The organism is Streptomyces sp. NPDC102270 (genome assembly GCF_044766405.1).
Lineage (GTDB): Bacteria > Actinomycetota > Actinomycetes > Streptomycetales > Streptomycetaceae > Streptomyces.
In genome coordinates, this window is the sequence record NZ_JBIWLX010000020.1 from 202,269 (window position 1) to 212,384 (window position 10,116).

Here is a 10,116-nt window from a genome sequence, read left to right on the forward strand (position 1 = left end):
GTGCGGCCCAGGTGGGTGCGTGCTCCGCGAAGACGCACGCACCCACCGGTGTTCACGGCGTGTACACCGTCGGCCTCGGTGCCGTCGCCATCCCGTTGCCGAGGTAGAAGCTCGGGTGCGGGGGTTGGTTGTAGGCCGTGTTCTGCCAGGCCAGGGCCGTGCGGTACATCGTGTCGTGGAGGAGGGTCGTGATCTTCGTCGTCGTTTCGTACGGCGTGGAGTAGATGCGGAGCGCCTTGTTGTCCGAGGTGGGCCAGACGACCTCCTCGCGCCAGTCGCCCAGGATGTCGCCGGACAGGGACGGGGTCGCCTTGGTGCTGTTGTTGGAGTGGACCGACGCTCCGGTCAGCAGGCGGGTGTCGGACGAGGTGCCGTATTTGTCGATGTGGGTGCCGTCGAGGAGTTCGCGGACCGTGTCGCCGTCCCACCAGGACAGGAAGTTCACCGAGGACGGCTCGCGGCCCTTCGTGGCGCCGGCCTCGTCGCGGATCGAGGAGTCGGAGGCCGACCAGACCTCGGCGCCGTCGTTGCCGGCCCAGATGTCACCGGCGACCCCTCGCCCGTTGTCGCAGCACGCGGCCAGTTTCCAGTTCACCGTGCCGTTCGCCGGGTTGATGTAGAGCTCCGCCGGCTGGGAGGTCGACTCCGAGACCTTGAAGTACTCGAGACCCGCGTGGGAGGGGTCGAGGTCGCCGAGGTGCTGGGCGTCGCCGTGCCCGGTCTTCGTCGTCCACAGCCCGTTGCCGTTGTCGTCGACCGCCATCGCCCCGTAGACGATCTCGTCCTTGCCGTCGTTGTCGACATCTCCGACGGACAGACTGTGCGAGCCCTGACCGTCGTATCCCTTGCCGCTGTTGGTCGAGGAGTTGGTGTCGAAGGTCCAGCGGCGGGTGAAGGCGCCGTCTCGCCAGTCCCAGGCGGCGATCACGGTGCGGGTGTAGTAGCCGCGGGCCATGATCAGGGAGGGCCGGGCGCCGTCCAGGTACGCCGTTCCCGCGAGGAAGCGGTCGACGCGGTTGCCGTACGAGTCGCCCCATGACGACACCGTGCCCCGGGCCGGGACGTAGTCGACGCTCTGCATCGCCTTGCCGGTCTGCCCGTTGAACATGGTCAGGTACTCGGGGCCGGACAGGACATAGCCGCTGGAGTTGCGGTGGTCGGCCGACGAGCTGCCGATCACCGCGCCCGTCCCGTCGACCGTGCCGTCCGCCGTCTTCATGGCGACCTCGGCCTTGCCGTCGCCGTCGTAGTCGTACGCCTGGAACTGCGTGTAGTGCGCGCCGGAACGGATGTTGCGGCCCAGGTCGATCCGCCACAGCCGGGTGCCGTCGAGCTTGACGCCGTCGAGGATCGTGTTGCCGGTGTAGCCGGACTGGGAGTTGTCCTTGGCGTTGGTCGGCTGCCACTTGAGGACGAAGTCCAGTGCCCCGTCACCGTCGAGGTCGGCCACCGAGGCGTCGTTGGCCTCATAGGTGTAGGCGACGCCGTCCGGAGTCGTGCCGCCGGACGGCGGGCTGATCGGAACGTCCTTGTAGCCGCTGCGGAGTTGGACCGCGTGGACCGAGTCCGCCTGCTCGACACCGCCGACGACCGCCCGGACGGTGTAGTCGGCCTCGGCGGGCGCGCCGGAGTGGAAGTAGTTCGTGGAGCCGGTGACGGGGGTCGAGTTGACCTTCGTGCCGGCGCGGTAGACGTTGAAGGACACGTCGTTCGGGTCGGTGCCGAGCCAGCGCCAGCTGACCAGGTTCCCGCTGCTGGTGTGCACGCTGACCACTCCCCGGTCGAGTTTCTCGACCTGGCGGGCGGTGGCGGCCGCGGCCGTGCCGGGCGACAGTGCGGTCAGACCGGCGGCCACGAGGGCCACGGCGGCGGTCGTCGCCGAGAGGAGGACCCGGCGTCTGCGGTGGGGGTGAGGATGCCGGTGGGGGTGCGGGTGCGGGTGCTGCACGGGGTGAACCTCCGAAGCTGTGGGGACGGACGGGTTCCACCCCTCAGTCGCCGCACGGGGCAGCCGCGTTGCCGTACCTTTCGGCCAGTTCGGCGACCGTTCGCGCAGTTCGGGGGGGGTTCCAGCACCTCGATGTCGGCGCCCAGGCGCAGGAATTCGCCATGGGCGTGCTCGACGGACTCGATGGGGACCCGGGCGAGGGTCCTACCTGCGGGATCCGTACGGACATGGGCCGCCCTCGGCAGCCGCACGCCCGGCGCCAGCCGCACGAGCGCCTCGCCCCGGTGCAGCCGGTCGTGGAACTCCCGCTGGTACGCCGTCCACCAGGCAGCCAGGTCGAAGCCCTCGGGACGGGTGAACTCCGCTTCCATGACACGGGAGTTCCTGGTCCGGGAGCCCCTCCAGTCGCTCGCGAACCGCTGCGTGAGCGGATCGCCGGGCGGCCGCCGGGTGAACGAGTCGCGGCGCAGGTCGTCGGCGGCGCGCCGGGGACTGCGCCCCTGGCCGCGGCCCGGGAAGCGGGCCCGGCCGGCCGGGTGCAGGAGGTGGGCGGCGACGTACGACACGACGCGCGGCACCGCGTCCGGGGCCGGGGCCGGGCGGCAGTCTCGTCGACGGTGGTGACGTACATCCCGCCGGACCTGAGCACCCGGGCGCACTCGGTGACCCCGGCCCGCACGTCCTCGGGCCGGTCGAGGAGGTGCAGCCGTCACACGCCGGTGACGGCGTCGAGCACCCCGTCGGCGAACGGCAGCGCACGGCCGTCGGCGATCACGACCGCGCCGGGCTGCCGCATGGCGGCCGTCCGGGCCATGCCGCACGTCAGGTCGGCGCCCGTCACCCGGGTCCCGGGCCGGGCGGCGGCGAGCCTGCGGGTGACGATCCCGGTGCCGCAGGCCACGGCGTCGTAGGCGTCGGTCTCCTTGTCGTGGTCGCGCGCCGGCTCACTGGGCTCCGTGACCGGCGGCGAGCGCCTCCACCCGCTGTGCGAGCTTGAAGTCCTTTTCCGTGAGGGCGCCGCCCGCGCTGTGCGTGTGCACGGACAGTGCGACCGTGTTGTAGCCGAGGGTGAGGTCGGAGTGGTGGTCGAGCTCCTCCTGGACCTGGGCGATGTGGACGACCATCGCTGTGGCGGCGAAGTGGGTGCCGAGGCGGTACGAGCGGGTGAGACGGCCGTCGTCGACGGACCAGCCCGGCAGTTCCGTGAGCCGGTCCTCGATCTCCTTCTGCGACAGCGGTTCGACGGGCATGGCCTCGCTCCTTCCTGGGGGTCGGGGATGTTCTCAGCGTCCCACAGTTGTACCGCCGAGGCCCTGGTCAGGCGGTTCCCGGCGGCCGGACGGGGGACATCTTCGGCCGTGTACGCCCGCTCCCTCGACTACGGTCGTACGTATGACCACTGCCCACTCCGCCACAGCCACCCCTCCCGGCCAGGGCGTGGGTCCGCTCCTGCGTGCCTGGCGCGAGCAACGGCGGGTCAGTCAGCTGGAGTTGGCGCTGCGGGCGGACTCCAGTGCCCGGCACATCAGCTTCGTCGAGACGGGTCGCTCCCGTCCGAGCGAGGAGATGGTGCTGCGGCTCGCCGAGCATCTGGAGGTGCCGGTGCGGGAGCGCAACGCGCTGCTGCTCGCGGCCGGTTACGCCCCGCGTTTCCCGGAGACCCCGCTGGACGATCCGGCCCTGGACGCCGTGCGGGAGGGGATCGAGCGGCTGATCCAGGGCTACGAGCCCTATCCGGCCCTGGTGTTCGACGCCGCGTATCACGTCGTGGCCGCGAACCGGGGGATCATGATGCTTCTGGACGGCATCCCGGAGTCCCTGCTCCGGCCCCCGCTCAACACGATGCGGCTCACCCTGCACCCGCAGGGCCTCGCCCCGCGCATCCGCAACCTGCGGGAGTGGCGCGGCCATCTGCTGGAACAGATGCGGCGGCAGATCGCCCTGCGCCGCTCGGAACGGCTGCGGGAACTGTACGAGGAAGTCGCGGCCTACCCGGTGCCGGGTCCGGAGGAGACCGACGACGACCGACCGGCCGAGCAGGTCCCCTGTTTCGCGCTGCCGATGCGGATCGAGCACCAAGGGCGGACGCTGTCGTTCATCTCGTCCACGTCCACGTTCAACACCCCCATGGACGTGACCGTCGCCGAACTGGCCATCGAGACGTTCCTGCCGGCCGACCCGGCGACGGCCAAGTACCTTCACTCGCGGTCTTGACCGGTGAGACCGGCACCGGGCATGGCACACTGCACGCAAGCTTCGACGCGTAGGGGAGGCGTGGCGTGAGTGAGCGGCGACCTGCGCCGACCGTGGGCCAGGTGGTGCTCGGCAGACGGCTGCAGGAATTGCGGGAGGCGGCCGGCCTCAAGCGTGAGGAGGCCGCGCAGGTACTGCGGGTGGCCCCGGCGACCGTACGGCGGATGGAAATGGCCGAGGTCGCCCTGAAGATCCCGTACGTCCAGGTGCTCCTTGAGACGTACGGGGTGCCCGAGGAGCAGGTCGGGGCCTTCGTCCAGCTGGCCGAGGAGGCCAACAAACCGGGCTGGTGGCAGCGGTTCCACGACGTGCTGCCCGAGTGGTTCAGCCTGTACGTGAGCCTGGAGGGCGCGGCCGGCATCATCCGCTCCTACGAGCCGCACTTCGTGCCGGGACTGCTCCAGACCGAGGACTACGCGCGTGCCGTCATGGAGGCCGGGACGATCGGCCACGCGGGTCCTGAGTCGCTGGAGCGGCACGTGTCGCTGCGCATGGCCCGGCAGGAACTGCTGGAGCGCCCGAACGCACCCCATCTCTGGGTGATCATGGACGAGACGGTGCTGCGCCGCCCGGTGAGCATCCGCTCCCAGGTGATGCGCGAACAGCTGGACAAGCTGCTGGAGTTCGCCGAGCGCGACCGGATCACGCTCCAGGTGTGCGAGTTCGAGGACGGCCCGCACCCGGGGACGTACGCGCCCTTCTCGCTGTTCCGCTTCACCGAGCCGGAGCTTCCCGACCTGGTCTTCACCGAGTACCTGACGGGCGCGCTGTATCTCGACTCCCGCCAGGAGGTCGCCACGCACCTGGAGGTGCTGGACCACATGTCGGCGCGGGCCGCGTCGGCCGAGCGCACCAAGAAGCTGCTGCGGGAGCGCCGCGAGGACTTCTGAGCGGGCGTCACCGCACCACACGTCCCACGACACGTCTCACCACAAGGGAGAAGACACCGCATGACCGGATCCGACGCCGCAGCCCCCGCCATAGACACCAGTCGGCCGCACCCGGCCCGGGTGTACGACTGGTGGCTGGGCGGCAAGGACAACTACCCGGTGGACGAGGAACTGGCACGCCGGATCCTCGCCGTGGACGGCACGGTGATGCGCGGGGCGCGCGCCAACCGCCGGTTCATGCAGCGGGCGGTGCGGACGGCCGCCGAGGCTGGGATCCGCCAGTTCCTCGACATCGGGACCGGCATTCCCACCGAGCCCAACCTGCACCAGGTGGCGCAGGAGGTCGCCCCGGAGTCGAAGGTCGTGTACGCGGACAACGACCCGATCGTCCTCAGGCACGCCCAGGCCCTCCTGCACAGCACTCCCGAGGGCGCAACGAACTACGTCCACGCCGACGTCCGCGACCCGGACACCATCCTGCGCCTGGCCGCCGAGACCCTGGACTTCTCGCAGCCGGTCGCGCTGTCCCTGGTGGCGCTCACCCACTACCTGAGCGACGACGCGTACGGTCTGCTCGAGCGGTACGTCGCCGAGCTCGCCCCGGGCAGTTACGTGATCCTCTCGCAGGTCACGCCCGATCTGAGCCCCGAGGCCATCGAGAAGGCCGCCGAGCAGTTCCGGCGCAGCGGCACCCCCTTCTTCCCCCGTTCGCTCGCCGAGTTCTCCCGCTTCTTCGCCGGCCTGGAGCTGCTCGGCCCCGGAGTGATCCCGGTGTCGGGCTGGCGTCCGGGCCCGGAGGACGTGGCGGCGCAGGCGGAGGGCATCGTGCCGGTGTACGCGGGGGTCGCGCGCAAGGTCTGACCCCGTACGGCCGCTACTCCTTCCGGTCCTTCTCGTCGTCCACGATCTCCGCGTCGACCACGCCCTCCTCCTCGTGCGGCGGGGAGGCCGGTTCGTCCTGCGGGGACTGCTGCTGGGCCTGGGCGTACATCTCCTGGCCCATCTTCTGGCTGACGGAGGCGAGTTTCTCGACGCCGCCCCGGAGGGTGTCGGTGTCGGCGTTCTCCTCCAGGAGCCGTTTCAGTTCGGAGACCGCCGACTCGACGTCCGTCTTCGTGTCGGCGGAGATCTTGTCGTCGTTCTCGCGGACGAACTTCTCGGTCTGGTAGACGAGTTGCTCGGCCTGGTTGCGGGTCTCGGCGGCCTCGCGGCGGTTGCGGTCCTCCTCGGCGTACTGTTCGGCCTCCCGCATCATGCGGTCGATGTCGTCCTTGGGGAGCGCTGATCCGCCCGTCACGGTCATCTTCTGTTCGCGTCCGGTCGCGAGGTCCTTCGCCGAGACGTGCATGATCCCGTTCGCGTCGATGTCGAACGCGACCTCGATCTGGGGAACGCCGCGCGGGGCTGGCGGCAGACCCGTGAGGTCGAAGACGCCGAGCTTCTTGTTGTACGCGGCGATCTCGCGTTCGCCCTGGTACACCTGGATGCCCACCGAGGGCTGGTTGTCGGTGGCCGTGGTGAAGATCTCCGAACGGCGGGTGGGGATCGTGGTGTTGCGCTCGATGAGCTTGGTCATGATGCCGCCCTTGGTCTCGATGCCCAGGGACAGCGGCGTCACGTCGAGCAGCAGCACGTCCTTCACGTCGCCGCGGATGACACCCGCCTGGAGCGCCGCCCCGACCGCCACGACCTCGTCGGGGTTGACCCCCTTGTGCGGGTCCTTGCCCGTGAGCTCCTTGACCAGATCGGTCACCGCCGGCATCCGGGTCGAGCCGCCGACGAGGATGACGTGGTCGACCGCGGAGAGCTTGATGCCGGCGTCCTTGACCGCCTGGTGGAAGGGGGTCTTGCAGCGGTCGAGCAGATCTGCGGTGAGCTCCTGGAACTGCGCGCGGGTCAGCTTCTCGTCGAGGTGCAGGGGCCCCTCGGCGGAGGCGGTGATGTAGGGCAGGTTGATGGTGGTCTCGGAGGACGAGGACAGCTCGATCTTGGCCTTCTCGGCGCCCTCGCGCAGCCGCTGCAGCGCCATCTTGTCGTTGCCGAGGTCGACGCCGTACTGCCCCTTGAAGCGTTTGACCAGGTGCTCCACGATCCGGTGGTCCCAGTCGTCACCACCGAGATGCGTGTCGCCGTTGGTGGCCTTGACCTCGATGACCCCGTCGCCGATCTCCAGCAGGGACACGTCGAAGGTGCCGCCGCCGAGGTCGAAGACCAGGACCGTCTGCTCCTCGCCCCGGTCCAGGCCGTACGCCAGGGCCGCCGCCGTGGGCTCGTTGATGATCCTGAGCACGTTGAGGCCGGCGATCTCCCCGGCCTCCTTGGTGGCCTGCCGCTGGGTGTCGTCGAAGTAGGCGGGTACCGTGATCACGGCGTCGGTGACGTCCTCGCCGAGATAGGACTCGGCGTCCCGCTTCAGCTTCTGCAGGACTCGCGCCGACAGCTCCTGCGCCCGGTACCGGGTGCCGTCGATCGAGCCCTGGTCCGGGAAGCGCCAGCTCGTGTCGCCCATGTGCCGCTTCACGGAGCGCGCGGTGCGCTCGACGTTGGTCACGGCCTGCCGTTTGGCGACCTCGCCCACCAGCACCTCGCCGTTCTTGGCGAAGGCCACGACCGACGGTGTGGTCCTGGCTCCCTCCGCGTTGGCGACGACCGAGGGTTCACCGCCTTCCAGCACGGCCACCACCGAGTTCGTGGTACCGAGATCGATCCCGACCGCACGTCCCATCGCTGTCCCCTTCCGCCAGGGATGTCCACCAGGGAATTGCACCACCTGCTCAGTGTGACGTGTACCCCGGCGAACGCTCCTCGTGCCGTTCCCCGCGCAGCGCGACGGCCCGGCGCGGCCGGTCGGTGATCAGGACGTCGACGCGCGGATGGTCGAGGAACGCCCGCATGACGGTGTCGTCGTTGACCGTCCAGACCATGGTGAACAGGTCGTGCCGGGCCGCCTGGCGGAGCACGTTGGCGCGGGCCAGCCGCTGGTGCACGGCCACCCCGCTCGCGCCGCAGGCGCGCACCCGGCGCATCGGCAGGAACTCGCTGAGCCGGGTGCCGACGAGGCGGGACCGGGCGATCTCCCTGCGGTCGCGGCCCAGGGACAGCGCGGTGCGCACCCGGGGGAAGGCCCGTGCGATGGCCGCTACGGAACGGTCCTCCAGAGTGGTGGCGACGAAGCCGTCCGTGCCGAGCAGGGCGACCGCCCGGTCGATCAGCTCGCGCTCGTAGCCGCTCTCCTTCAGGTCCAGATGACCGACCAGCTTCCCCGCGATCAGCGCCATCACCTCGTCGACGGCCGGCACGGGACGACCGGCCCGTTCGCTCAGCTCGGCGTGGGTGATCTCGCTGAGGAGCGGACCGGTGCGCCCCGCCCGGGCGTCGTGGTGGACGACGAGGACCCCGTCGGCCGTACGCCGGATGTCGAACTCGACGTACTCCGCCCCGGACCGGATCGCGTCCTCGTAGGCCTCCCAGGTCGCGGCGCCGGCACGCTCGGTTCCGCCCCGGTGGGCGGAGATGGCGGGACGTCGTGGCATACGGCTCTCAGCTTCCGGACGGTGGACGAAGCGGCGACCGCGGGGCGGACACCGGGACGGCCGTCGGGGTCGCCAGCAGCGCGCCGGAGCGCCTGCTGACCCGCCTGAGCAGGAGGTATCCGATGACGGCGAGGGCGATGAAGGGAAGCCAGGCCAGCAGGTAGGCCGGGAGGTAGTGGGCATCGAAGATGGACCGCCGATTGTCCACGTTCGAGGCGTTGGCCCCGAAGAACGCCAGCAGCAGCGTCGGCGGCAGGGCGATGCCGGTGGCCACCGCGACGAGCGCCGACACCGTACGGTCCCTGCGGTCGTCGCGCTCGGCGAGCTGGGCCTGCAGCGCGGCCGAGCGGGCGCTGATCACCGAGGTCAGCCGCTCGACCATCCTGGCGGAGTTGTCCAGGCTGTCGGGGATGCCGAGGGCGTCGCGCAGCGAGGACTGGAAGGTCTCCATGACCGTCTCGGGGATCAGCAGGCTGTCGACGTAGGCCTCGACGCCGAAGGCCAGGTCCAGCTGGAGTTCGTTCACCCCGTCGGAGAGCCGGGAGATCAGCCTGCGGATCTCGTACGGAGACTCGGCCGCGGCCTGTTCGTTGGCGCGCATGGTCTCGAAGGCGGCCAGCCGGGTGCGCTGGAGGACGGCGAGGGCGGAGACCATGCCGACGGCGACCAGGATCAGGCCGTTCTCCACGTGCCCGGCCCAGCCGGCGTGGACGGAGACCCCACGGCCGTGCGCGGAGAGCGTGCGGCCGTTCTTGTGGAGGTGGGGCGGCTCGGACAGGGACAGCCGGCCGCGGTACACGATCTCGTTCAGCAGGGTGGGCAGGCGGGTCTCTTCGGGGCCCAGCAGGTCGTTCGCCAAGTCGCCACCGGGAAAGACCAGTTGGTGGACGTTCTGGCCGAAGGCGAGCGGCTCCCGCGGGGCGAGCCGGCCGCCCAGCGAGTCGAGCAGGGCCGTGCTGCCGAGCGTGATCCGGTCCCGGTCGAAGCAGGTGTCGGCGAGCCACGCCGCGAGGGCGGCGGGAGGCGTCTGTCCGGCGAATCCGCAGTCCAGGGCCAGGGTGATGTCCCCGCGCGGGGTGGCGAGGACGGCGATCCCGACGGACGCGAGGTCGAGTCCGTGGTCGCCGTGCGGCAGCCGCAGCTCCTCGGGTGCCACGTCCTCGACGAGCACCGGCACGGGCAGGACCGCCTCGCTGGACGTCAGGTGCAGGGCGAAGCGGCCGAAGTCGAAGGTGTCGACGAGGCTGGCCGGCGCGGGCCGCCCCGGGTCGAGTCGGCCGGTGAGGCTGAACAGCACGACGACACGGGTGAGTTCACGGGTGCCGGAGTCGAGTGCCGCCGTACCGCCGGCCGTTCCCACAGTCATCGCGTTCCCTTTCGCACCACCGGACCGGCCCCCGACCACGTGTCGGGGGGGGGGGGGGGGGGGGGGGGGGGGGGGGGGGGCGCGCGGCGGGCGGGGGGGGGGGGGGGGGGGGGGGCGGCGCGCGCG

General features: G+C 70.8%; 9 protein-coding genes and 1 pseudogene. 3 read left to right on the forward strand and 7 right to left on the reverse strand.

Annotation, left to right across the window (positions count from 1 at the left end; all coding sequences use genetic code 11):
- Window positions 1-52: 52 nt before the first annotated feature.
- The 4 genes and pseudogenes from ACIRP7_RS35980 to ACIRP7_RS35995 all read right to left on the reverse strand — a co-directional run bounded on the left by ACIRP7_RS35980 (window position 53) and on the right by ACIRP7_RS35995 (window position 3,198).
- On the reverse strand, window positions 53-1,948 hold the full coding sequence (locus ACIRP7_RS35980) for a rhamnogalacturonan lyase (RefSeq protein ID WP_403668227.1): 1,896 nt from the start codon (window positions 1,946-1,948) through the stop codon (window positions 53-55).
- Window positions 1,840-2,319, reverse strand: coding sequence for a WYL domain-containing protein (locus ACIRP7_RS35985; protein WP_403668230.1), 480 nt, complete (start codon window positions 2,317-2,319; stop codon window positions 1,840-1,842). Before ACIRP7_RS35985 ends, ACIRP7_RS35980 begins: the two co-directional genes overlap by 109 nt.
- A 4-nt stretch (window positions 2,320-2,323) precedes the next feature.
- A pseudogene (locus ACIRP7_RS35990) lies at window positions 2,324-2,849 on the reverse strand (class I SAM-dependent methyltransferase); the annotation flags it as partial.
- Window positions 2,850-2,892: 43 nt separating this feature from the next.
- On the reverse strand, window positions 2,893-3,198 hold the full coding sequence (locus tag ACIRP7_RS35995; protein WP_403668233.1) for a 4a-hydroxytetrahydrobiopterin dehydratase: 306 nt from the start codon (window positions 3,196-3,198) through the stop codon (window positions 2,893-2,895).
- Between the two features lie 142 nt (window positions 3,199-3,340).
- On the opposite strand from ACIRP7_RS35995, the gene ACIRP7_RS36000 reads away from it, so the two are divergent.
- The 3 genes from ACIRP7_RS36000 (at window position 3,341) to ACIRP7_RS36010 (ending at window position 5,952) form a co-directional block, all read left to right on the forward strand.
- Window positions 3,341-4,162 (forward strand): helix-turn-helix domain-containing protein, encoded by an 822-nt coding sequence (locus ACIRP7_RS36000; protein ID WP_403668236.1) that lies wholly within the window; start codon window positions 3,341-3,343, stop codon window positions 4,160-4,162.
- A gap of 65 nt (window positions 4,163-4,227) precedes the next feature.
- Window positions 4,228-5,091 (forward strand): helix-turn-helix domain-containing protein, encoded by an 864-nt coding sequence (locus ACIRP7_RS36005; RefSeq protein ID WP_403668239.1) that lies wholly within the window; start codon window positions 4,228-4,230, stop codon window positions 5,089-5,091.
- A gap of 60 nt (window positions 5,092-5,151) precedes the next feature.
- The gene (locus ACIRP7_RS36010) at window positions 5,152-5,952 is read left to right on the forward strand and encodes an SAM-dependent methyltransferase (RefSeq protein WP_352381274.1); all 801 of its coding nucleotides are present in this window, start codon (window positions 5,152-5,154) and stop codon (window positions 5,950-5,952) included.
- A 13-nt stretch (window positions 5,953-5,965) separates the two neighbouring features.
- Here the strand turns inward: ACIRP7_RS36010 and dnaK are convergent, their stop codons facing one another.
- The 3 genes from dnaK to ACIRP7_RS36025 are packed head-to-tail and all read right to left on the reverse strand — an operon-like array spanning window position 5,966 to window position 9,990.
- Complete coding sequence (gene dnaK / locus ACIRP7_RS36015) at window positions 5,966-7,816, reverse strand: molecular chaperone DnaK (RefSeq protein WP_403668243.1); 1,851 nt, start codon at window positions 7,814-7,816, stop codon at window positions 5,966-5,968.
- Between the two features lie 49 nt (window positions 7,817-7,865).
- Window positions 7,866-8,624: a glycerophosphodiester phosphodiesterase family protein gene (locus ACIRP7_RS36020; RefSeq protein ID WP_403668246.1), complete on the reverse strand. Its 759-nt coding sequence runs from the start codon at window positions 8,622-8,624 to the stop codon at window positions 7,866-7,868.
- Window positions 8,625-8,631: 7 nt separating this feature from the next.
- The gene (locus tag ACIRP7_RS36025) at window positions 8,632-9,990 is read right to left on the reverse strand and encodes a hypothetical protein (RefSeq protein ID WP_403668249.1); all 1,359 of its coding nucleotides are present in this window, start codon (window positions 9,988-9,990) and stop codon (window positions 8,632-8,634) included.
- Window positions 9,991-10,116: the final 126 nt, after the last annotated feature.

What these genes read in the sequence shown, in the direction of transcription:
- ACIRP7_RS36010 (WP_352381274.1), top strand. Translation starts at nt 5,152, where the DNA reads ATGACCGGATCCGACGCCGCAGCCCCCGCCATAGACACCAGTCGGCCG.
- ACIRP7_RS35985 (WP_403668230.1), bottom strand. Translation starts at nt 2,319, where the DNA reads ATGGAAGCGGAGTTCACCCGTCCCGAGGGCTTCGACCTGGCTGCCTGG.
- ACIRP7_RS36025 (WP_403668249.1), bottom strand. Translation starts at nt 9,990, where the DNA reads ATGACTGTGGGAACGGCCGGCGGTACGGCGGCACTCGACTCCGGCACC.
- ACIRP7_RS36020 (WP_403668246.1), bottom strand. Translation starts at nt 8,624, where the DNA reads ATGCCACGACGTCCCGCCATCTCCGCCCACCGGGGCGGAACCGAGCGT.
- dnaK (WP_403668243.1), bottom strand. Translation starts at nt 7,816, where the DNA reads ATGGGACGTGCGGTCGGGATCGATCTCGGTACCACGAACTCGGTGGTG.
- ACIRP7_RS36000 (WP_403668236.1), top strand. Translation starts at nt 3,341, where the DNA reads ATGACCACTGCCCACTCCGCCACAGCCACCCCTCCCGGCCAGGGCGTG.
- ACIRP7_RS35995 (WP_403668233.1), bottom strand. Translation starts at nt 3,198, where the DNA reads ATGCCCGTCGAACCGCTGTCGCAGAAGGAGATCGAGGACCGGCTCACG.